This window comes from bacterium (assembly GCA_021372615.1).
Taxonomy (GTDB): Bacteria; Armatimonadota; Zipacnadia; order Zipacnadales; family UBA11051; genus JAJFUB01.
In genome coordinates, this window is record JAJFUB010000008.1 from 1 (window position 1) to 22220 (window position 22220).

Below are 22220 nucleotides of genomic sequence, written 5' to 3' on the forward strand. Positions count from 1 at the left end.
TGTCCACGAACAACACGCGTCGCTGCCAGCTGACGGGCTTGACCGGGGCGAAGGAGTAGCTGCTGACGAAGAGGCTGGTGTGGTCGCCATGCTCCCAGCGGTTCGTCAGCGGGGCCTTCGACTCCATCGGGATCGAGCCCACGAACTCGTCCACGCCGTCTACGGTGATCGTGTTGTGCAGGAAACCGGAGCCCTGCCGCGAGATGAACGAGTCGGGGGTGTTGGCGGCATAGCGGGTGCCGGAGGGGTCAATGATGAACTTGGCGCCCAGGGCCGTGATGACAAAGCTGAGACGGTCGCCATGGCAGTGGGTCGTGCCCCACGGCCCGCCGTCAATCGCCATGTAGCAGGCCTGCGGCGTCCAGTCGCTGCGCATGGTGTAGTAGCCGCACCAGGCCTCCTGCCCCGGCACGGGCCAGACCGTGAAGGGCGGCACAGGGTCAGCCGCCTTGCCCAGCACGGTCGGCGCCCACGGCAGGTCCGTCCAGGCAGCGACCTCGGGGTTGAGGGCGCCTTGCACCTTGCCAGCGTACAGGTCGCCGAACGACGGTAGCCAGCCGGTCGGGTCGCTCAGCGCGGCCAGGCACGTCACCATCGCCCCCAGCCGCGGCTTGAGCGCCTGGATGGCCGGCCGGTCGCGCAGGCCCCACGCCATCTCCTGCATCTCGCGTGAGGTCCCCATCGAGTACGCCGTGGTCAGTTCCACGCACATGCCGTCGGGGTAGAACGACTGGGTGATGTACTGGGCGGCCAGCTCGGCGCTGAAGTCCAGCCAACGCTGGGCCTGAGGGAAGTCCTGCAGGACGGTCGCGGCCATCGCCAGCCCCCGGATCATGGCGCAGCCGCCGTTGTGCCGCATGTCCACCCATGTCTGGATCTGGGTGGCCATGTACCCGCACTCCTGGTACAGCCGGTGCAGGATCGTGAGCAGTTCCTCATCCGTCACGTCCGGCGAAGTGCGGATCAGGGGCAGCGTATCGGACAGCTCCCAGAAGCGCTCGGGCAACATGCACCAGTACCAGGGCTTGGCGACGGTGGTGTGGCTGACCCAACCGGTCTTGCTGGACTGGCCCACGAAGTCGGCGATGGGGTAGGCCGCGATGTACCCGAGAACGTGGTCCACGAGGAAGCGCAGGTACCTGCGGTCGCGGGTGTGGTGGTAACTGTAGCGCGGGGCGATGAGCAGGGGCATCCGGGTGACGCACGACAGCGGGCAGTCGTGCCAGTCTATCCCGGTGGGCGGGGCGTCGTAGACGCTGTAGCCATCGTTGAAGTGCCCGGCCAGGGCCGCCTCAGCGGTGCCGTTCTTGTAATCCGCCTTGCGCGCGATGGCCTCCCAGTCCGTGAGGAAGGGCGACTGCAGCGGCCGCTGGCGCCAGTAGGCGATGAAGGCCCGCTCCGCTCGCGGCAGGTCATTGGCCTCCAGGGCCTGCTTGACCCCAGCCAGTTCGGGCCGGGTCAGGTCAAGCCGGCGGAGGAAGTCCTCGCGGGGGACGAGGAAGGAGGCGTCGGGTTGGGCATGTGCGAGCCCGGCGGTTACTGCTGCCATCAGCCAGAGCCACCTCATTCTTGCCGTCCTTTGGTCTACTGAGTACCTACTTCCCCACCGCCAGCTTCACCGACTTCCAGATGCCGCCCGCCAGGGCCTCGTTGCCCACGCGCACGACGATGGTGTTCCTCGCGCCGGGCTTCAGCAGCCCCGTCACCTTGATGGGGAAGCGCTTGTCCCAGCCCTGGTCGCCGCCGATGTCGTGCTCACCAGCCTTCACGCCGGTCACGTACACCCACGCCGCCTCGTCCACAGCCCCGAACCAGAGCCACGCGTCCTTGCCCGGCGGGACGCTGAACTGCGGCGTGTCCCAGTCCAGACGGTACCAGGCGAAGCCGACGTACTGGACCTTCTGCTCGTCCCAGAACTTGCCGATCTGCAGCGCCTGCCAGTCCTTGAGGTCGGTGGCTGGCAGGAACCACTGCTCCTTGAGGCCGACATTCGCCTTGTCCAGGCGGAAGCGCCACTCCCGGGGCAGGTCGGCCACGAAGCTGTACTTGGCGTTCAGGTCGCCGAAGGTGCTCTCATCGTCGTAGCCCGGCTGGCTGGCAGCGGACGGGCCGCCGCCGGGCGGGCCGGGGTCGCCCTTGATCTGCCGCAGGCCCACCGTGCTGTCCTCTATCACGTGCGGGCGGCGTGCCTCGCGCAGGGCCTTGCGGTAGCCGTACGGCACGCGCGTGTGCGTCCACCACAGCGGCTTCTCGGTGTAGATCCACACGTACTGGTCGGTCACGTCCAGGCCGCTGAAGACCGAGTAGGCGAACTCGTCGGGGGTGAAGTAGTTGGCGTCGAAGTCGGCGGCGTTGGTGTGCCAGCCGTAGCGGCGGAAGTTCATGTCCATCCAGATGCCGAACGCCACCTGGATGTGCCGGGCGTAGGCTTCCGGGACGCCGGTGACCTGCGCCATCTTCTCGCGGACGACCTGCCGCGCCTGCTCGAACTGGCTGTGCTTGCGGAAGCCATAGGCGCCCTCATAGCCGTCCACGATGGTCGTCTTGGGCGCCGCGGCCTCGAACATGCCATCCAGGAAGCTCTTGAGCAGGCCATAGGGGGCCTTGGGACGGCTCGCGACCGTGCCGGTGATCGTGTAGGCGTAGGTGAGCATCATGGTGATGTCGGGGTACTCGCTGTTGACGGCCTGCATGAACTCGCGCCCGCGCTGCCGCACCTTGGCCTCGTACTCCGCGAAGCTCCCCGGATGCAGCTTGTTTTGCTCGGCGTAGTTGAACAGGGCCTTGTGGTACATCTCGACATCGAACATGAAGCCCTTGCAGCGGCCCTCCCTGGCCAGTCGCGCCGCGAGCTTCGCGTTGCTGCACACCGTCGCCATGCCCGCGTCGTCGAACCAGTCCACATCGCCCGGGCAGACGTTGAACCGCACGAAGTTGTCGGTCATGCGCACGAAGCGACAGGCCTGCAGGTCTGCCAGACTCCCGGCCAGGTCACTCCACTCGAACCGTGTCTTGCTCCAGCACGCCCAGGCGAAGTTGACCGGCTTGCCGTCACGCACGGCGTCGGCGTGGAAGATGACGCCATCGAAGCCGAGGCGGTCCATCTCCTGGCAGTGCTCGCGCATGAACGCCGGGCCGGGCTCGTCCCAGCCCCACTCGAGGAGCTTCTTGCCCGGCGGCAGCACCCGCGCCTCAGGCGCCGCGATGGCCGCCGCCACAGCACTCAGCAGCCCGAACACAATGGCCAACCTGCGCATAGCGTCACTCCTCCCGGGCCGTGCCGACCCCGGTCGTTGCCGTGCCCAGCCGTTGCCGTCCCCAACCCCCAATGCCTAGTCCCCAATGCCTAGTACGCGTCCCCGAAGTTGCTCTCGAAGTACTGACCCGTCCCGGTCACACCGAAGGTCCGGGTGGAGCTGGGGAAGGCCTTGATGCCCAGCCCCAGGCGGATCTCGCCGGTGGTGTTACTGTAGTACAGTTGCGCAAGCATGCAGTGCAGGTCGCGGGTGATGCGGATGTCGGCCTGGTCCAGCCCTCCCGAGCCGGTGTAGCCGCCCAGGAACTGCACGCGCCACTTGTCCGAGGGGGACCAATCGGCATCGAGGCTCACATTGGTCAGCTCCGACTCGTCCAGGTTGTAGTTGACGGTCAGGGACGACCACCAGGTACGCCGGGTGGCGAAGATCCAGCGCAGATTGAGGGGACGGAACTTGGAGTTCTGGATGCTATAGCCGGTCTGTAGCTCGACCCGGTCGCGCGGCGAGAACAGGAACTCACCACGCAGCATCGCATCGTGGTAGTAGCCGTTCTCGATGTCCCGCCCGCCGGTGAGGCTCACCCGCATCCGGTCGGTGACGAGCCGCACCGCCTCGAAGGTCAGGGAACACGCCGGACTCGCGAGGTCAATGCGGAGCGGTGAGTAGCCCTCGGGGTGGCTGTAGTAGAAGTTCAGCCGCGTCTGCCAGTAGCTGGGAAGCTGCAGGCGGTACTCCATATGGGCGTCGGCGATCCACTGCGCGGCGTCCTCATAGAGCATCTGGCGGAAGCGGGCCGCGGTCCGCAGGCTGGCCCGCTTGCCGAACTCCCGCGTGACCCCCGGCAGGCTGATCTCCAGGCCCGTGCGGTAGGTCTGCAGGTCGTCCGGCTGCTGGTCGAAGTACCCCAGGTAGGCCGTGGCATTGAGGTTGCTGCCAAGCAGCCTCAGACCCTTCATCCGGTTGCCGTCGGTGGTCAGGGTCAGGTCCGGTAGCCGGCTGAGGCCATAGTAGGTGTCATCGCCGGTGTAGGCGTTGCCATCTACGTCGAAGCGCTGGTTGGACGACAGGCTGGCGCTGAAGGTCGGGAACTCCCGGCGCCAGGTGAACTGTGTCTCGAGCTCCTGGTTCGCCGCCTCCTGGGTCGTGTAGGCCGAGCTCTGGTAGCTGGCGCGGATCTCCCAGTCGCCCGAGGCGCCCGTCTGCTGCCGGTGGCTGAAGGTGCTCGAGTAGCGCTGGCTGGCGCTCACGTCGTACAGCAGTTCGGAGTGCTGCACGCTCAGCGACGTGTGGGCCTGGCGCGTGTCGTTGCGCAGCGTCAGGTCGCCCGACAGAGACTGCGACGTGCTGCCATAGGCGCTGTTTTGCTGGAAGCTCATGTTCATGGTGCTGGTGAGGGGGTCGCTGTACTGCCCCCGGTACACCAGCCTGCCGGTGAAGCTGCCCTGCGACGGCTCCGAAAACAGCGACACCTCGGCATGTTGCTTGCCGATGTCGAGCGTGTGGTCCACGCCGACCCCGATCCCGCGCTTCTGGGTCAGGTTCAGGCGGAGGACCCCGGCGTTCTCATCGTTGAGTGAGTAGCCATAGGCGAACTTGGCGTAGTAGCCCTCGACGTCGTTCTGCCCGACCTCCGGGAGGAAGCGGTTGTCCTGGCGCCGCAGCGAGAGCCGGAGGTCCCACGGGTAACGGATCAGCAGGTGGCCGTAGAGATACAACGCGGGGCGCTGGAAGACGACGTAGTCGTCCGGCGCTACGGTGATGCGACGCGACCGCAGCATCCAGTGCGGGTCGGGCCAGATGTCGCAGCTTGTCCCGACGCCGGTTGTCGCCACTACGCGGTCGGGCTGCCCGACCACCTCCTCGGCGCGGACATACATGGGGGCCACGACCTGCCCCTGGAAGTAGTCGGGGTCCACCTTCGCCGCCGACTGCCTGGCGCTGAACTCCTCGGTCTCCAGGTTCAGGCGCAGTTCGGCCGCGGTGGCGCTGTACAGCTTGCCCGCCATCTGCACGTCGCCGCTGAAGGTGCCCCAGACCCGTTCCTTGTCCAGTCGGCCGACGAAGCTCTGGACGGTGATATCCTGGTAGCGCACCTCGACATGGCCCTGGGCCTCGGTCGCGCCGTCCACATAGCGCACTGCGTCGGCATGCAGGCGCACCTGCTCGGGGTTGTCGAGGGGCAGGGGCTTCTTGCCGTCCGACGTCGCCGGCGTGGGCTGCAGGGGGTTGGGCCCCGGCGCGGCCCCCGGGCCGGGGGGGGGTCCTCCCGGTGGCGGTGGGCCGCCGGGGGAGGGTGTCGGTGTCCCGGTGGGAGCCGTCGGGGTTCCGGACGGCGCCGGGGTGGGGGAAGGGGGTGGCGGTCGGGAGGCCACCTGGGCCGCGGCGCGCAGGCGCTGCTTGTCCGCGCCGGCGGGGGCCTGGCAGAAGCTCGGCGGCGCGAGCGGGTTGGTCAGGGACGGCAGAGCGGTGGCTGACGGTTCCATCGCCTCGACCGCCGCCTCGTACTGCCCCTGGGCCAGTCCGGCTGCCGGCAGCATGAAGGCCAGCCCGAGCGGCAGAAGCCACCGGACCAGCCACAGACAGCCGCGCTGCCGCCGTTGAGTGTCGTGCATGAAACAGGTCAATAGATGGTGAGGACTGCGATGCGGGGCTGCGATGTGCGTAGCCGGGTCTGTCCCCGGACCCGGAGCGGCTTACCTTTGCTTCCAGATGGCCACCAGGGCCGCGCCCAGGAACAGCGCGTCCTGTCCCCAGGTGGCCAGCAGGGGCGGGATAGCGCCCGACGTCGCCAGCATTCTCGTCCACAGCATCGTCACGTAGAAAACGAAGACCACCAGGATCGTGGCCAACACGCCCACCAGGCTCTGGCCGCGACCGAAGCGCCACGTCACCGGGCCGGCGATGAAGGCGAACACCACGCACGAGAACGCCATCGCCAGCCGCGAGTGCATCTCCACCACGTACGACCGCCCCGCCCCGCGTCCCCCGGCCTCCGCCTGCCGCCGTCGCTGCTGCAATTCGGCCAGCGTCAGGTCCTCCATCTGGTTGCTGCGGAAGGACGAGGCGCCGCCGACGTGCGTCAGGTCAATGCTCGTCGAGTCCGAGTCGACCCAGGTGAGGCCGCCGGTGGAGTCGAGCGCATAGAACCGGGGCGTCGGCACCTGCAGCGTCGTCGCCCCGAACCGCGCCTCAGGCGCCCACATCAGCGCCGGAGGAGCGTCCGGTCGCAGCAGGAAGCCGTGGACCCCGTAGATCGTGTCCCGCCGCTCGTCCACACCCTCCACGTACAGCACCAGCCCGCGCCCGGTATCCAGGAACTGATGCGGCTTGAACACCAGCGTCTTCTGCTGCAGCACCACATCTCGCAGCAGGGCCTCGGAGGCCTGACGGGCGTTCGGTGCGGCCGCGCCGCTCAGCCAGACCGAGAGGCCCATCGCCAGCAGCCCCAGCACGGCCGCCGGCGCAAGGAGCCGCACCGGGCTGGCCCCGCCGGCGCGCACCGCGATGATCTCGTGATCCCGCGCCAGCCGGTTCAGCGCCAGCGACGCAGCCAACAAGGTCGCCACGGGCAGAGCCATGATCGTGGCGCCGGGCAACTGGTAGCCGATGTAGCGCACGACGCCCCACAGCGGCACGTGGTGGTCCACCAGGATCTCGATCGCCAGGAACAGCATGTGGCCCGTGATGAGCACCGCGAAGGTCAGCAGACCACCCACGAAGGGCCAGAACATCTCGGCGAACAGGTAGCGGTCGAGTATCTTCATCCTGGTCATCCTCAGACTCGCCGGGCGCGGGAGCGGTTCCTTCGCCGCGCGGCGCCCCGGGTCCTTTGTCGGGGCCACGGCCGCCGCCGGGTGACAACCCGCCGCCATCTGCTATAATCAGGCCCTATGACTATCCTCGACGAGATCGTCGCCAAACGCCGGGAACGTCTGCAGGAGGAGAAGGCGGCGGTGCCGCTGGCCGAGTTGCGGGCCCAACTGGCCGACCTGGAGGACCGCATCCGCAACTTCCGAGGGGCGCTGCGCGGCCCGTTCGTCCGCGTCATCGCCGAAATCAAGCGCGCCAGCCCGTCGGCGGGGATGCTGCGCGACCTCTTCGACCCGCGCTCGCTGGCCCAGGACTATGCGGGCGGCGGCGCGGCGGCCGTCTCGGTACTCACCGAGGAGGACTACTTCCAGGGCGCCCTGCTCTACCTGCGCCGCGCCCGCAGCTACATGGCCCTGCCGGTGATGCGCAAGGACTTCCTGACCGACCCCTACCAGATCTTCCAGGCGCGGCTGTGGCGCGCCGACGCCGTGCTGCTCATCGCCGCCATCCTGGAGATCAGCCAGCTCCAGGACCTGCTGGACCTCACCCACGACCTGGGCATGGAGGCCCTGGTGGAGACGCACGACGGGGACGACATGTACAAGGCGCTCTCCGTCGGAGCCCGGGTCATCGGCATCAACAACCGCGACCTCAAGACGATGCAGATAGACCTCGTGCAGACGGAGCAGCTGGCGAAGCTGGCGCCGCCGGAGACGATCCTGGTCAGCGAGAGCGGCCTCCACGGCCGCGAGGACATCGAGCGCCTGGCGCAGGCTGGGGTGGATGCGGTGCTTATCGGCACGATGCTGATGAAGCACGACCAGCCCGGGAGCATCCTGTGCAGGCTGATAGACGTGCCGGCGACGCCGGGGCGCCGCGCGTTGTGAGGGAACAATCGGCCGCCCGGCGCGTTTGACGACTAGGAGGTGGTCCGGGTGCGGCTCTCCTCTCGCGCCACTGTGAGAGCAGTCCTACGGGGTCTCGTCTGGGCACTACTGCTGGCCGTCGCCGGCTACGCGGGGCTGGTTGCGACGGTCTTCAGGCCGCACATGGACAGAGCCCGCCTCGAGTGCTGCCGGGACAACCTGCGTGCGCTGCAGGCTGCCGCTGCTGCCTACGGTGTGGACTGGGACGGCCGTCTGCCGCCGCGGCCGGTCGAGGGGGACTGGATGGCGCGACGCTGGACTGCTTCCCCCATGCGAGTGGGCCTGCGACGGCTCTACCATGTCGGTGTCGCTGAGCCCGGGCCGCTGTGGCCGTACCTCAAGAACGCCTGTGTCAACCGCTGTCCCTCTGATCCCGACAACTCCACCAACACCTACGCCGCCGGTGCGCATGGCAGCTACGTGTGGAACACCGATCTGTCAGGCACACCGGTCAAGGACGTGTGGCCGCTGGCGTGGGACCGCGCGCCGTTCCACCACGGGGCGCGCAACGCGGTATGGTCCGACGGGAGGCTGGAGACCCTCGGGCCGGCCGACTTCGACAGGTTGGTGGTGCACGACCGGCAGCCACCGCAGTGAGCGCGGGGAGCATGGGGCCTGCCGGCGCGCTCCTGCACAAGCTGATCGGCGTGCCACCCCAACCGTCGTGCCGGGCTTGACGTACGTTCCGTTGCCTACGGTCCCGGCGCCGCGGCCCCGTACGGGCCTTTTGGTGGTGTGCATCGCTTGCGGGTCGGGGACTACCGGATCATCTACCACATGAAGGATGACCAGGGCGTCGTCAAGGTGCTACTCGTCGCCAACCGCCGCGATGCCTACGAGCAACTCGAACGGATGACGCGCTAGCCTGCCTCCCTGGTCGTGCCTGCGCCGTTCGCCCGCTCCGCTTCCAGAAACGCCACAGCCCGCCGGGTGACCGGCGGGCTGCTTGCTGTGTGACTCAGTTGCCCCCTCAGTTGCGATCCCAGAGCGTGTTCGACAGCAGGTACTTGCTCCAGTGCAGCCACTTGGCGTGTCCGTCACACCACGCGATATTGGCCCCTTCGTTGTGGCGTGCGCCAGCATAGTTGTAGGCGAACAACGTGTCCGTCTGGTAGTTGGGCATGTACCGGGTGGGACTGTAGATGACGTAGTTGCCCGCGTCGGCCAGCATGATCGTCTCGGAGGGGTTGGTGATCTGGCCGATGGAGTAGACCGTGATGCTGGTGCTACTGCCATAGCCGATGTAGTCGTAGTTCCAGCCGTAGGCCGGGTAGGTAGTCCCGGCACTGGGGCATTGCAGGACCTGTGTGTTCTTGAGGTACGGCTCGATCTTCTCATACCAGGCGTTGCTGCTAGAGGGATTGCCAGGGTAGTACGAGGCGGGCAACATCTCGTCGTAGTCCTGCGTGTACTGCATGATGGCGAGACCGAGTTGCTTGGCGTTGCTCAGACACGACGATTGCCGCGCCTTCTCGCGGGCCTTGGCGAAGACGGGAAAGAGGATCGCGGCCAGAATGGCAATGATCGCGATCACGACCAGCAACTCGATAAGCGTGAACCCCCGACGAGTCATGTCAGCCTCCTTAACGGATGTTGCGGCGGCGGCGTACGCATCCGCCTACCTAAGCACTTCGCGCAGCGCCCTTCACACTCCTGCACGATAGCTGGCACAAGTTTGCCAATCATGGCCCGTCATGTGGCATGTCGGTGCATAACCTGTGACAAGGCGTGGCCCGTCGCAGGTATGAGCCGAAGGCATTGCCCCGTCGCAGGTCCCGCCTCCTTGGCGCCGAACTGTGCGCCATGCTCACCCTCCAAACACACGGCACGTGGCGGGAGATGGGCCGCCAGCTTGGCGAAGCCTTCCGCGAGGAGATCGCGCGGGCACAGCAGCTCTTCGCGCCGTGGCTGGTGGCCGAGCGCGAGCGGTACGCCCCGGCGCTGGCACGGCTGGAGGCGCTGCTGCGGGCGCAGTGCCCTGAGCTGCTGGAGGAGGCCCTGGGCATGGCCGAGGGGGCGCACCTGCCCCCGGAGGTCGGCCTGGGCTACCGCCTGTTCAACCAGGTGCCCCTGTTCCTGGACACCGGCTGCTCGGTCGTGTTCAGGCGCGAGACGGACAGCGGGCCGCTGCTGGGGCGCAACTGCGATCTGGGGCCGAACGAACTGTCGCTGCAGCTATGCCAGACGCGCCGCCCGCCCGGCCAGCCCGCCACCCTCGAGACCACCTATGTCGGCCTGGCGGCCGGGCCGTGCCTCAATGAGTTCGGCCTCGGCTGGGGCGGGGCCAGCGCCGCGGCCGACGCACAGGGCCGCGAGGGGTTGCCCAGCCCGGTCCTGTTCCACTGGCTCATGCACACCTGCCGCACCGTGGCCGAGGGGCGGCGGCTGTTCGCGGCCCACGCGTTCCTGGGCAAGCCGGCCAACATCCTCCTCGCCGATGAGACAGGCGACAGCGCGCTGTACGAGTTCGTGCCCGGGCTATCCCCGCGTGAGGTGCCGTCCACGCATGGCGGTGTCTGGCAGGGGGCGACCAACTTCATGACCTCGGAGGCCGCGCCGTGGGGCGCGGGGCCGGCCTACACGCAGAATGCGTACGCGCGCTACGGGCGGATTGTGCAGGCCCTGGACAGGGGACTGGTCGAGGGGTCAGTGGCGGGGATGCACGAGCTGCTGGTCAGCATCGCCCAACCGGGGCCGGTCTGCCCCGAGACGCCGGGGCTCATCACGGCCTATTCGCAGGTGATGGACCTGCGGGCCCGCACGATGCATCTGTGGCCCGGCCATCCGGCACAGGTCGAGCCGGTCACGGTGGGCCTATGACGAGACGCCGGCCGCATCGAGGTACTGGCGCATCAGCTCCCTCAAGCGCACTGCTTGCGCAGCCTCCGCCCCAGCGACGACCTCCGCCTGGCTGAAGAACAGCTCCGCCGCTGCGCGCAGGGCCCGCCCCAGGCCGTCCGGCGAGGTACCCGCCGGCAGTGTGCTCTCCAGTGCCGCCAGCGTCTCCTCCGGCAGCTCGTTGACGGCCCGGAAGTGGCGGCTGTCCAGACCGCTGCGCAGACAGGCGAGTTCGATGGCGCGCGTGCGGATCACGTCCAGTTCATGGATCGCCGACCACCGCTGCCCGCGTTGCAGCGCCACCGCCGCGCGGAGGACATAGTGCCAGATCCCGTCGAGACGCCGGCTCAGGAACGCAGAGGGGTCCACCGGCTCGACCTCGCGCAGGCTCTCGCGCATGAGAGCGTCCACGCGGCCAGTCCGGTCAAAGGCGACTTTCCACCTCGGCCGTCGTGCCGCCACCTCCTCCGTGCTGACGAAGCCCAGGTCCACCTCCAGGTAGCCTTCGAGCATCAGCACCAGGAGGGTGCTCTCCGGGCCGTACACCACTTCGGAGCAAGCCCACACCGGAAGCAGTTCGCGTATCCGGCGTCGCCAGTCACCCCACGCCTCGCTCACGGGCACCCCATCGGCCACGACCGCCGCCAGGTCTATGTCTGAGTGCTCGTCCGCGAAGCCGGTGGCGCCTGAGCCGACCACAATGGCGGCGGCGATGCGCCGGTCCTGCTCCAACTCCGCCAGGAGCACTTCCAGGACATGCTGCCGGTACTGTGGCGTGAATATCCCGGCCATGGTCGCCTCCCCTGTGCGCGTGACTGCCTCCCTGTAGAACGAGCCCGGCCCTCCGGCAAGGACGCGGGGCGGGCACCTGGCCCGCCCCGTTGGCTGCGGCTGCCCGCGGGCTGCGGCTCTGAAGAGCCGCGCTCCAACGGCCCCCTCTCAGCGCTCCAGCATCCCGCGCAGATAGAAGTAGTCTGCCAGCACCAGCCCATGGTCGAAGGCAATCTCGCCGGCGGCGTCCATCGCGCGCACGGTCGCCTCGTCCGCCCACTTCAGGGCCAGCACTTCCTCGGGGTTCGCGACGGGCTCATCGGCGGTCGGGTAGGCGAGGTAGACGACGGTGACGTTGGTCGCGCCCGGATCGCGGCCGACCGCGCCATAGGTGTGGAACTGCCGATCCAGGCGCGGCGTCAGACCCACCTCCTCCTGCGCCTCCTTGATCGCCGTCTCCGCCGGGCTGTGCTCCCGGCTCACGTAGCCACCCGGAATGGCCCACTTGCCGGCCATGCGCCCGGCTCGCTGGATGAGCAGCACCCGACCGTCCAGGTTCGGGATGATGATGTCGGCCGTCACCTTGCGGCTGGACCAGTCCATCAGGCGCGTCTCGCCCCGGTGCTCGGGCGCGCCGCAGTTCGGGCACTCGCCCTCCCACCCGCAGATGGCGCAGCGCGCCGGCACGTGCTCCGGTCCGTAGGTGGCGCAATGCTCACACTGACAGGCCTGCGGTTCGTCCGCCATCATTCACCCACCCATCTCACAGTCGTGCGCGGGGCCGTGCCCTCGCCGAACATCCCCGGCACCGTCTCGGTCGCCAGCTCCGCCCGCCCCGCCTCCACCAGCGCCGCCACTGTCTGATATACCAGCATCGCCGGCTGGGCCAGCAGCTCCTCCGGCCACAGGGGCCTCGTCACGCCGCACAGGCCGCCGATGGTCTGCGGTTCGCGCCGCAGCACGGTCACGATCGCCTCATGGACCGCGTCCACGGACGGCATGTCGCCGGCGGGGACGTACCGCGTGAAGGGCAGGATGCGGGTGCCGTCACGCCCGACGCGCGCGGCGGCGTTCGGGGGCATGGGCAGCCGCCAGTCCATGCCGGGCGGGAAGGCGAGCGTCGTCGTCGCCGCGCACACGGCTCCCCCGCCGCGGCCGATGACCAGCGGCTGGTTGATCCGCATCGCCACGAAGCTGTCGGCGCAGTCGGCGCTGAGCGCCATGCCGACGATCTCAGCAGGCCAGTCCTGGTACGCCTGCGCCGCCGCCGCCAGCAGATCGCCCCCCTGCCGCAGGTTCTCCTGGATGAGCAGGCACATGATCTCGCTGAAGTGGACGCACCCGCCGTCGCTCAGCACCGGATACGGGCCGACGCTCTCGGCAGTCGCGGAGCGGAAGCTGTAGCCGCGCTCCAGCAGCATATTCCCGGCGCCGACCCAGTCCGTCTGGCCCTTGAAGCGCCCCTCCGCGCCGTTGGCGACATAGGCCATCGTGTCGCCCTGGCCGACGAAGGGGTGGCTCCACTCGCGGTCGCCGCCGCTGGGGGTGCGGCTGTGGGCGATGCCGACCGTGCCCGGCAGGCTGGCCGCATCGGTCTCACGCCGCAGCCGCGCCACGTCCCCCACGATCTTGGCGTAGTGGAGTTGCCCGTCGTGAACGGTCGCCAGGCCGGTGTAGTAGCCGCCGCCGAGGCCCTCCTCGCGGGCAAGCATGTCCAGCAGCATGGGTGCGGCGGGTTCGTCTCCCAGGACGGCAGCCAGAACACACATCAAGCTTCATCCTCTGCTTCGTCGAAGTGCAGTCGTTCGGCAATGGCCTCGTGCGGCAGCTCCCCCCGCAGGCGCTCCGCCAGCCGCGTCAGGCGCTCGTTCTCTCCGGCGGTCTTGATCGCCTTCCACACGCCCTTGCGGTCGCCGACGATCACCGCGAGCTTCTCCGCGCGCGTCAGCGCCGTGTAGAACAGGTTGCGTCGCAGCATGATGTAGTGGGTGCTGTGGATGACCATGACGACTGCCGGGTACTCGCTGCCCTGCGCCTTGTGGATCGTCAGCGCATAGGCCAGTTCCAGCTCATCCAGAGCCGAGAACTCGTACGCCACCGGCGCCTGGTCGAAGCGCACCGTCAGCGTCTTGTTCGCCACGTCAATGTGCTCGATGCGCCCGATGTCGCCATTGAAGACGTTGCGGTCGTAGTCATTGGCCGTCTGCAGCACCCGGTCGCCCTCGCGGAAGACCGTGTCGCCGCGGCGGGCCTCGGCGAGGCCGGGCCTCGGCGGGTTGAGCGCCTGCTGGAGGGCCTCGTTCAGCGCCGCTACGCCCGCCGGCCCGCGGTGCATCGGCGTGATGACCTGCATGTCATCCAGGCCGTACTGGAGGCCGGGCAGGCTTCGGGTCACGACCCGCAAGACAGCCTGCGCGGCCTGCTCGGCCGTCTCGCGCTCCATTAGCACGCAGTCCTCGCCGTGCCAGTTGGCCCCGCGCACGAAGTCGGGCATCTCGCCCTGGCGGATCAGATGGGCATGGGCGACGATCTCGCCCCCCTCGGCCTGGCGGAAGATCTCGGTGAGCCGCACGACCGGGAAGCGCTCGCTGTCAATGAGATCATGCAAGAAGTTGCCGGGCCCGACGCTGGGGAGTTGGTCCGCGTCGCCGATGAACACGACCTGCGCGCCGGACGGCACCGCCCGCATCAGGTCCCGCGCCAGCGGCGCATCCACCATGCTGGCTTCGTCCACGATCAGCAGGTCCACCGGCAGCGGCTCAGCCCCGTTGAAGCGGAAGCGTCCCGCGCCCGGGTCCCATGAGAGCAGACGGTGGATGGTGCTGGCCGGCTGGCCGGAGAGCTGGCTGAGGCGTTTGGCGGCCCGGCCCGTGGGCGAGCACAGCGCCACCCGCCACTTGAGCCCCACCCCCGCGTCGGCCAGGGCGCGCGTGATGGTCGTCTTGCCGGTGCCGGGGCCGCCGGTGATGATCGTGACCGGGTGCTGCAGGGCCGTGCAGACCGCCGCCGCCTGTGTGTCGGTCAGGGGCAGCGCCCCCATGGCCTCGCGGCGCTGCAGCCAGGCCTGGAGCTGCTCACAGGTCGGCGTGTTGCGGCACGTGGCCTTCCGCTGGGCGGGCTGTGCGTCTGCACACGACGCCGCCTCCATGGTCACCAGCCGCAACAACAGCCCGGCCAGCTCCTTCTCGATCTGCAGAGCCTCGGGGAGAAAGTAGGCATCGGACCGTAGGCTTTCCAGCCCGCGACTGTCGGGCTGCGGGCTGGAAAGCCCGCGCTCCTGCACCACATACTCCGCCTGGACGCACTGCTCCAGCGCCAGATCGATGAGCTGGTCGTCCACGTGGAGCACCTGCCGCGCTCCGGCCAGCACCAGGTCGCGCGGCAGGTAGAAGTGCCCCTCGCCGGCGGCCTCAGTCAGGGCGTGCAGGACGCCAGCCATGAGGCGCTGGGGATCGTCCTGATGTATGCCGGCGGCGCGCGCCATGCGGTCGGCGGTGTGGAAGCCAATGCCGCGCACCTCGCGCGCCAGCCGGTACGGTTCGGCCTCCATGACGTGCATGGCGTTGCTGCGGTAGCGCTCGTAGATGCGCGAGGCCAGCGTCGGTCCGGCGCCATGCTCCTGCAGAAAGAGCATGATGCGGTGGACGTCCTTGTGCTCCTGCCACGACGCCGCGAGCGCCTCGGCCTTCTTGGGGCCGATGCCGGGGGCTTCGCGCAGGCGCTCGGGGTGGTGGTCGAGGATGTCCAGCACCCCTTCGCCGAAGTGCTGCACGAGGGCGCTGGCGAGCTTGGGCCCGATGCCCTTCACGAGCCCGCCGCTGAGGTAGGCGATGATGCCGCGGGCCGTGGAGGGCCGCACGAGTTCATAGCTCTCGACGCGCAGTTGCTGACCGTACTTGGCGTGCTTCTCCCATCGCCCCCGCACGCGCAGGTTCTCTCCCACGACGGCGCCGGGGATGACGCCGACGATGGTGAGGGGCTTCCCCTCCTCGGGCGTGAACTCAGCGATCACGAAGCCGCGCTCAGCATCCTGGTAGACGATGCTGGTAATGGCGCCGTGGAACTGGTCGAGGTCGGGGAGGTCCATGCTACTTCGGCACCGTCAACTCCGCTTTCACGGTCTGCCGTACCTTGTACGTGTTGTCGTTCAGCCGCGTGACGCACACGTTGTGCGGGATGATGAAGGGCGCGCCCTCTTCGAACTCATAGTTGTAGCCCTTGCTGTAGTCCTGGGCGTCCTTGAACTCGCGGATGAAGCACACCTCACCCAGGCTGACCTTGCTCAGGTCGCCGTCCCTGGTCACGCTCTGGATCTCGTAACAGGCGTTGCGCACGCGGTCGCTGCTGATGATGAGCTGCTGCCCGCGCAGGACGGTCCCCTCGGGCAGCGGCGCGTCCACCCACACTTCGCCCAGGCCCGCCATGTCCTGGTCCATCCTCACGATCTTGCCCGTATAGCCCGCGCCGGGCAGGGCAAGGGTGAAGTCACCGAAGCTCAGGCGGCCGCCCCGCGAGAGCGCTGCGTCCAGCACCTTCCCGTCCCTGACATGCAGCCACCCGACCGCGCCGCTGAACTCCGGCCCGCCCTCGGTCTTGATGACCGCGGCATCGTCGTCGCTGGCGAGGAGGTAGTCCACCGTCCCGTCCGCGCGCGTGACCTTGACCGCCACCGCCTGGGCGCTCTCAGGGCCGGCAGTGATCTTCAGCCGCTCGACCTTGGCCAGGGCCGGCCGGTCGCGGTAGGGCTCGACGACGGTGGCGAAGGTACTCTGTAGGGCGGGGGCTTGTGCCCCGCCCGCGCCCGCCGCCCCTCCTCCGCCCAGTGCCGGCGTCCCGCCGGCCAGAACGCGATGGGCCAGCAGATAGCGCAGCCACCGCGGATTGCCCGTCTTGTTCTGCGGCGGCTCCATGTCCCCCAGGGCCACATCCGACAGCGGGGTCAGGCTGTGGACCCGCAGGTGGATGTCGTCACCCACCTGCACCCCACGCCAGCCGCTCTCGACCTTCCAGTCGAGGGTGAACTGCGCAGGCGGCGCGGCGTCGCGCTCCACGTTCGTGACCCACGAGTAGCCGTAGCGCGCCCCGCGCTTGTCTGCGCTGCGGTACCGAACGTCCGGCCCCGCATACGTGCCCTGCTCCTGCTTGACGAGCTTGAGCCCCTCGGCCGTCACGGCCCCGGGGGGGCCGTGCAGGGAGTACAGGTGGTCCTTCCCGCCTTGGACGCGGAACACGTCGAGGGCGTAGCCCTGGCCGTCGCCGAGCTTCACGAACATGAGGGTGCGCTGGTACTTGCCGGCGGCGGCATACACGCTGCCGCCGTCAACCCGCAGGGCCCCAAAGCTCTCCCCGTGGCAGTAGGTCTCCGGGAAGCCGACCCAGTTTGTCGTCTGGGGCAGCTCGTCCACCAGCACGGTGTTGTGGCTGATGGTGTTGTCGGTCACGAGCAGGCGATGGGGCCAGCTCGTGGCGTACTCGGGGTAGCCGTGGTCGGGCATCATGCACAGGCCCCGGTAGAAGATGTCCCAGTTCAGCCGGTCCAGGTGCCCGTGGCCACCGTTGCGCCCGTAGTAGCACCACAGGCCCGTTCCTGGCTTGCCCCAGCCGTACTCAACGGAGGCCAGGCCGTAGCCGGCCATGTTATGCCCGCCGATCCACGGGTTGCCCTCGTTCCGGGCCTGCTCGGCCAGGGCCGCGATCTCGCGCTCGATCTTCATCGGGTCGCTGCTGAAGATGTCGCGCCCCAGGCCCTCGGCCTTCTCGCCGTTGGCGTAGTACGCCGCCAGCCCCAGCTTCGGGTCGTGCAGGTAGCGGTAGCCCCGCACGATGAACTCCGGGTCGCAGTTCACCTTGCCCACGCTGCCGCACGAGCCCGTGTCGCCGGTGTTGGGGGTGGCGTAGTTCAGCAGTGCGATGCGCCAGCCGGCGGTGAAGGTGGCCTTGAACTGGGGGAAGTCGCGGTAGATGTCATGCTTGGTGTACTTGCCGTAGTCGGCCAGCAGGTCGGCCACCTTGCCGATGTTGATGCCCCAGCTCAGGGCATAGCCGGGCGCGGCCTCGGCGCCGACGCCGTCCCGGTCAATGCCGCCGACGATGACCGTGGGGATGTGCTCGCCTTTGGCCTCGAAGAGGTAGTCCAGCCACTGCTCGGTCTCGGGGTTGGTGTCCAGAGCGATGGCGCAGGTGGCCAGAGTCGTCTGGTTCATGCCCTCATTGCCGTTGCAGTTGTGCTCGTAGACGGCCTTGGCGCCCTCGCGCAGGATGCCGTCGTCCAGGTTCTGCACCAACAGCTCGCGCGTGCCCTTCGGGCGCTTGAGCTTGAACTGCTTCGCCCTCTCGGCCAGGAAAGCGTACAGAGCGGGGTCGTCCTTCGTGCCGGACAGGACGCGGTCCACCGCCCGGGCGAGGCTGGTCACGGTGCCGGTCTCCCAGATGCTGCCCTGGATCTTGCCCCGGCCGCCGCCCCCGTCCGAGTGGTAGTAGCCCATCTTCGAGTACGTCTTCCAGTCGTAGTCCGGGTACACGTCGGCGATGCGGTCCAGCATCACCAGCGCCTTGTGCGCGTACTTCTGATCGCCGGTGAAGACGTACGCGTTGCTGACGGCGTCCACGGCCCCTGTCAGCTTGCCCCAGTATTGCCAGACGTAGTAGGCCACGAAGAGATAGCGGTGACCCTCGCCATCGAACCAGCCGTAGCCGTCGTCCACGCCATAGGTGCGCAGGGGGCCATTGGCGTCGGGGTGCTCGCTGTTGAACAGCAGGCTCCGGTCGGCCTGCGCGGGGTCGAAGACGCCTGTCTCGTCTATCCCGCTCGCGTAGTACTTCGCGAAGTCGTTCTTGGGGAAGACTTCCTTGCAGGAGGGGCAGGTCAGCTTGAAGGGCTGGCTCAGGTCCATGTTGTAGGGGTAGTTGCCGTACTTGTTGATCTGCTGCCCGCACTTGGGGCAGCCCGGCCGCTGGCCCTTGTACATGCTCACATCAATGCAGCGAGGCAGCTTCTGGCCGGGGATCATCCGCCACAGCTCATCATCGCTCTTGCCGACCCAGTACGTGGCGGCGGAGATGGCGCCCTGACGCTGGCTGGCGGCCCAGTCGTACTTGTCACAGTTGGCGCGCAGGTTGGTGATGCGTTCGGCGGTGTAGTAGCCGCCCAAATCGCGCACGGCGTACGCAGGCAGGGCGATGCCGATCACGATGACGACGGCAACCATCAGGGGCAGAGGGTGGATCATGGCTGGCCTTTCCAGGAGAACTCGCCGAACGCTTCCTCGGGTCGCCGGCCAGTTCCTGCGTGGCCGCGCCGAGGAGGACTAGCGCCCCGGCGGCGGGAACCACCCCATTACCCTACCGTGCCGGAGAACCGCCATGCGCCCTCGCTGCCTCGTCGCCGTCTGCTGCCTCCTGCTGACCTCCTGCCTGTGCGCCCAACAGGCCGCTTTGCGCAACACCGGCTTCGAGGCCGTCGCCAAGGGTGTGCCGGCCGACTGGACCTGCCCCTCGTACTGGTCTGGCGAGCTGACCTCCGTGGCTGACGCCGCCCTGGTGCACGGCGGCAAGTGTGCCGCCCAGCTCAAGGCCGTTGACAAGGGCGGCCGCACCTGGGGTCGCATCCTCAACATGGTGCTGCCGGCCCAGACCGGGCTGGACTGTCGCTTCAGCGTGTTCGCCCGCGGCACGGGCAACCTGAAGCTCGGGGTCATCAACTATGTCCCCGAGGAACCGGGCAAGACGCCCTACCAGTATGTCTGGCAGGAGCAGCCCACTGCGCTGACCGACCAGTGGCAGCAGGTCACCTTCACCTTCACGCCCGCCAGCTATGCGGTCATCCGCGTCGCTCCCGTCATCGAGATCGAGGGCCCGCAGGCCGTGGCGGTGCTCGACGATGCCGACCTGCAGATCGCGCGGCAGGCCCAGGGGCGGATCGTGACCTCGCCGTACGCAATGGTGCGCACCGGCGCCAAGCTAGCGGCCGACTGGCAAGTTGAGCGCGAGGGGCAGCCGGCGGCGCTGCCGGTGCTCGTCATCAAGCGCACCACTGCCGGCACGACCACTGAGGCGGCCACGAGCGACGCCCAGGGGCGCCTGCACCTGAGCCTCCAGGCGCCGGACGCGCCGGAGCTGGTGCGGGTGGATGTGGTCCAGAAGGACTTGGGCGCCATGGCCACGCTGTACCTGGATGTCGTGCCGGAGGCGCTACTGAACCAGTTCGCCGCGGCGGCCGAACAGGCCAAGGTCGGGGCGCTCCCGCAGCACTGGCTGTTCTTTGGCGATAGCCTCACGGACTTCTCGCGCGGCTTCAACTACGTAGACCAGGTCGGCTGGTGGCTGCGGTCCTTCCAGGGCAAGGACTTCACCGTCCGCAACGCCGGGGTGGGCGGAGACTACATTACCCGCTCGCTGGACCGCCTCAATGGCAAGGCCGGGACCTACCGGCTCGAGGCCTACAGCGGCATCTTCGACCCGAAGCCGACGCGGGTGTTCATGATGCTGGGGCACAATGACAGCAAGCTCACGAGTGGCTCCGGCTTCACCGAGCCGGTCGTCAAGCCAGAGGACTACACGAGCCAGTTCGCCGAGTTCATCGCCAAGGTGAAGGAGAAGTGCGGGGCGCCGTTCACGCTGCTGTCCCCGACCTCCTCGGTCTATGAGATCACCAAGGCCAACGCTGACAGGGCCGTCGCCGCCGGCCGCGGCGCCAGCCTCTTCGGCAAGCCCGAGGTCATGGAGCAGTTCACGAAGCTGACGCAGGAAGTGGCCACCGCGACGGGCTCGGACTACGTCGATGTCTTCACCCCGACCCGCGACTGGCCGAACAAGCCCACCCTCTTCACGGCCGACGGGGTGCACCTGTCGCTGGAGGGCAACCACGTGCTGGCGCTGGAGATCCTCAAGCACCTGGGGAAGTAGGTTCTGGGGCCGGTTGCCCCGTGGGTCTCTGTAGGGCGGGGGCTTGTACCCCGCCCCGCATGGCATGGACCGAACGGATGGGCGGGGTACAAGCCCCCGCCCCACAGAGACGCCTCGCGGCGCGTGTGTTGCCGCCCCGTGCCCGCGCGGCTATACTGTCCCCGTGCCTGACCTGTACTACATAGCCACCATGGGCTGCCAGATGAACGAGCGGGACTCCCAGACCATCGCGGGAGTCCTCGAGGCTCTCGGCCTGCAGCCCACTCCCGACCCCGCGCAAGCCCGTGTCGCGGTCCTCAACACCTGCGCGGTGCGCGAGAAGCCCGAGCACAAGGTGTACTCCCGCCTCGGCGAGCTGGCCCGCCTGAAGGAGCGCCGCCCGGACCTCGTCATCGCCGTCTGTGGCTGCGTCGCCCAGATCGAGGCGGACGAGATCCGCCGCCGCGCACCGTATGTGGACCTCATCATCGGCCCCCGCAACCTGGCCGACCTCCGCGCGGCGGTCGCACGGTCGCTGGCCGCCCCGTGTGTCACCGTCAGCACCGACGTCGGCGCCTGTCCGGATGCGTCCCTGCCGGCAGTGCGCGCGCCGGGGGTCTCGGCCTTCGTCAACATCAGCGTCGGTTGCGACAACTTCTGCACCTACTGCATCGTGCCGTATGCCCGGGGGCGCGAGACCAGTCGCCCGGCCGATGAGATCCTCCGTGAAGTCGGGGGACTCGTGGCGGACGGCTACCGCGAGGTCATGCTCCTGGGGCAGAACGTGAACAGCTACCGCGACGCGTCCGGGACGTCCGCATCCACGCGCTTCCCTGAGCTTCTGCGCCGCGTCGGTCAGACTGACGGCCTCTGGCGCCTGCGTTTCACCACCTCCCACCCCAAGGACCTGTCCGAGGCGCTACTGCTGGCGATGGCGGAGACGCCGACGGCCTGCGAGCACCTGCACCTGCCGATCCAGGCAGGTGATGACGAGGTGCTCGCCCGCATGGGCCGGGGCTATACGTACGCCCACTACAAGGGCCTGGTGGACCGCGCCCGCGAGACCATGCCGAGCCTGGCCATCACGACCGACGTGATGGTCGGCTTCCCCGGCGAGACCGAGGCGCAGTTCGAGCGCACGCTGCGGGCCTTCGCGGAGATCCGCTACGACCAGGCCTTCATGTTCAAGTACAGCGACCGCCCCGGCACGCGCGCCGAGGGGTTTGCAGACAAGGTCAGCGAGGCCGACAAGCAGAACCGGCTCGAGCGGCTGGTGGCCCTGCAGAACGAGACCTCGCGGGCGATCAACCAGGCGCAGGTGGGGGAGACCTTCGAGGTGCTGGTGGAGGGCCACGACGCCAAGCACCCCGAGAAGCTGCGCGGACGAACCCGGCAGAACAAGCTGATGGTCTTCGATGGCCCAGCACGCCTGATCGGTCAGCGCGTGCGCGTGACCGCGCGCGAGGGCTTCCTGTGGGGATTTGTGGGGGAGATGGCCGACGCCGTTGCCGTTCACCCCTCCCCTTAGGGAGGGGTCGCCGCGCAGCGGCGGGGGTAGGCCGCGTTGGTGGCGGTGATGGACGTCGTCCTACCCCCCGACCCCCTCCCTGCAGGGAGGGGGAGCAAGACACCACCCCTCCCCTTAGGGAGGGGTCGCCGCGCAGCGGCGGGGGTAGGCCGCGTTGGTGGCGGTGATGGACGTCGTGCTACCCCCCGACCCCCTCCCTGCAGGGAG

Annotated in this window: 16 protein-coding genes; 6 read left to right on the top strand and 10 right to left on the bottom strand. The window is 68.5% G+C overall.

What is annotated here, in order from left to right; translation table 11 throughout:
• The 4 genes from LLH23_00575 to LLH23_00590 all read right to left on the bottom strand — a co-directional run.
• The coding region (locus LLH23_00575) for a heparinase II/III family protein (protein ID MCE5236969.1) at window positions 1–1549 on the bottom strand (1549 nt) is incomplete at its 3' end.
• Window positions 1550–1595: 46 nt separating this feature from the next.
• The gene (locus LLH23_00580; GenBank protein ID MCE5236970.1) at window positions 1596–3257 is read right to left on the bottom strand and encodes a hypothetical protein; all 1662 of its coding nucleotides are present in this window, start codon (window positions 3255–3257) and stop codon (window positions 1596–1598) included.
• An 89-nt stretch (window positions 3258–3346) separates the two neighbouring features.
• The gene (locus LLH23_00585; protein ID MCE5236971.1) at window positions 3347–5869 is read right to left on the bottom strand and encodes a hypothetical protein; all 2523 of its coding nucleotides are present in this window, start codon (window positions 5867–5869) and stop codon (window positions 3347–3349) included.
• Between the two features lie 81 nt (window positions 5870–5950).
• Window positions 5951–7021, bottom strand: coding sequence for an LptF/LptG family permease (locus LLH23_00590; GenBank protein MCE5236972.1), 1071 nt, complete (start codon window positions 7019–7021; stop codon window positions 5951–5953).
• Between the two features lie 126 nt (window positions 7022–7147).
• Here LLH23_00590 and trpC point away from each other — a divergent pair, with 126 nt between their 5' ends.
• From trpC to LLH23_00605, 3 genes are all read left to right on the top strand, one after another.
• Entirely contained in the window at window positions 7148–7954 is an 807-nt protein-coding gene (gene trpC, locus LLH23_00595; protein MCE5236973.1) for an indole-3-glycerol phosphate synthase TrpC, read from the top strand.
• 162 nt (window positions 7955–8116) lie between these two features.
• Entirely contained in the window at window positions 8117–8590 is a 474-nt protein-coding gene (locus LLH23_00600) for a hypothetical protein (GenBank protein MCE5236974.1), read from the top strand.
• Window positions 8591–8728: 138 nt separating this feature from the next.
• Window positions 8729–8857 (top strand): type II toxin-antitoxin system RelE/ParE family toxin, encoded by a 129-nt coding sequence (locus LLH23_00605; protein ID MCE5236975.1) that lies wholly within the window; start codon window positions 8729–8731, stop codon window positions 8855–8857.
• Window positions 8858–8963: 106 nt separating this feature from the next.
• Here LLH23_00605 and LLH23_00610 read toward each other — a convergent pair whose 3' ends face one another.
• Complete coding sequence (locus LLH23_00610; protein MCE5236976.1) at window positions 8964–9566, bottom strand: DUF1559 domain-containing protein; 603 nt, start codon at window positions 9564–9566, stop codon at window positions 8964–8966.
• A 230-nt stretch (window positions 9567–9796) separates the two neighbouring features.
• Between LLH23_00610 and LLH23_00615 the strand changes: the two genes are divergently transcribed.
• Entirely contained in the window at window positions 9797–10813 is a 1017-nt protein-coding gene (locus LLH23_00615; GenBank protein ID MCE5236977.1) for a C45 family autoproteolytic acyltransferase/hydrolase, read from the top strand.
• On the opposite strand, the gene LLH23_00620 is transcribed toward LLH23_00615, so the two are convergent.
• From LLH23_00620 to LLH23_00640, 5 genes are all read right to left on the bottom strand, one after another.
• Entirely contained in the window at window positions 10808–11623 is an 816-nt protein-coding gene (locus tag LLH23_00620; GenBank protein ID MCE5236978.1) for a nucleotidyltransferase domain-containing protein, read from the bottom strand. The two genes, LLH23_00615 and LLH23_00620, sit on opposite strands and share 6 nt — an antisense overlap.
• A 147-nt stretch (window positions 11624–11770) precedes the next feature.
• Complete coding sequence (locus LLH23_00625; GenBank protein ID MCE5236979.1) at window positions 11771–12349, bottom strand: NUDIX hydrolase; 579 nt, start codon at window positions 12347–12349, stop codon at window positions 11771–11773.
• Window positions 12349–13371, bottom strand: a complete 1023-nt coding sequence (locus tag LLH23_00630) for a hypothetical protein (protein ID MCE5236980.1) — start codon at window positions 13369–13371, stop codon at window positions 12349–12351. The genes LLH23_00625 and LLH23_00630 overlap by 1 nt, the downstream gene beginning before the upstream one ends.
• A complete protein-coding gene (locus LLH23_00635) occupies window positions 13371–15689 on the bottom strand; it encodes an ATP-dependent RecD-like DNA helicase (protein MCE5236981.1) in 2319 nt (772 codons plus the stop codon). Before LLH23_00635 ends, LLH23_00630 begins: the two co-directional genes overlap by 1 nt.
• Before the next feature lies 1 nt (window position 15690).
• A complete protein-coding gene (locus LLH23_00640; protein ID MCE5236982.1) occupies window positions 15691–18831 on the bottom strand; it encodes a heparinase II/III family protein in 3141 nt (1046 codons plus the stop codon).
• Between the two features lie 133 nt (window positions 18832–18964).
• Here LLH23_00640 and LLH23_00645 point away from each other — a divergent pair, with 133 nt between their 5' ends.
• Window positions 18965–20506 (top strand): GDSL-type esterase/lipase family protein, encoded by a 1542-nt coding sequence (locus LLH23_00645; GenBank protein MCE5236983.1) that lies wholly within the window; start codon window positions 18965–18967, stop codon window positions 20504–20506.
• Between the two features lie 163 nt (window positions 20507–20669).
• A complete protein-coding gene (gene miaB, locus LLH23_00650) occupies window positions 20670–22013 on the top strand; it encodes a tRNA (N6-isopentenyl adenosine(37)-C2)-methylthiotransferase MiaB (GenBank protein ID MCE5236984.1) in 1344 nt (447 codons plus the stop codon).
• Window positions 22014–22220: the final 207 nt, after the last annotated feature.

Coding starts and splice junctions, on each gene's coding strand:
- LLH23_00610 (MCE5236976.1), bottom strand. CDS start 9,566: ATGACTCGTCGGGGGTTCACGCTTATCGAGTTGCTGGTCGTGATCGCG.
- LLH23_00645 (MCE5236983.1), top strand. CDS start 18,965: ATGCGCCCTCGCTGCCTCGTCGCCGTCTGCTGCCTCCTGCTGACCTCC.
- LLH23_00585 (MCE5236971.1), bottom strand. CDS start 5,869: ATGCACGACACTCAACGGCGGCAGCGCGGCTGTCTGTGGCTGGTCCGG.
- LLH23_00640 (MCE5236982.1), bottom strand. CDS start 18,831: ATGATCCACCCTCTGCCCCTGATGGTTGCCGTCGTCATCGTGATCGGC.
- LLH23_00630 (MCE5236980.1), bottom strand. CDS start 13,371: ATGTGTGTTCTGGCTGCCGTCCTGGGAGACGAACCCGCCGCACCCATG.
- LLH23_00580 (MCE5236970.1), bottom strand. CDS start 3,257: ATGCGCAGGTTGGCCATTGTGTTCGGGCTGCTGAGTGCTGTGGCGGCG.
- trpC (MCE5236973.1), top strand. CDS start 7,148: ATGACTATCCTCGACGAGATCGTCGCCAAACGCCGGGAACGTCTGCAG.
- LLH23_00590 (MCE5236972.1), bottom strand. CDS start 7,021: ATGAAGATACTCGACCGCTACCTGTTCGCCGAGATGTTCTGGCCCTTC.
- LLH23_00620 (MCE5236978.1), bottom strand. CDS start 11,623: ATGGCCGGGATATTCACGCCACAGTACCGGCAGCATGTCCTGGAAGTG.
- LLH23_00635 (MCE5236981.1), bottom strand. CDS start 15,689: ATGGACCTCCCCGACCTCGACCAGTTCCACGGCGCCATTACCAGCATC.
- LLH23_00615 (MCE5236977.1), top strand. CDS start 9,797: ATGCTCACCCTCCAAACACACGGCACGTGGCGGGAGATGGGCCGCCAG.
- LLH23_00600 (MCE5236974.1), top strand. CDS start 8,117: ATGGACAGAGCCCGCCTCGAGTGCTGCCGGGACAACCTGCGTGCGCTG.
- LLH23_00625 (MCE5236979.1), bottom strand. CDS start 12,349: ATGGCGGACGAACCGCAGGCCTGTCAGTGTGAGCATTGCGCCACCTAC.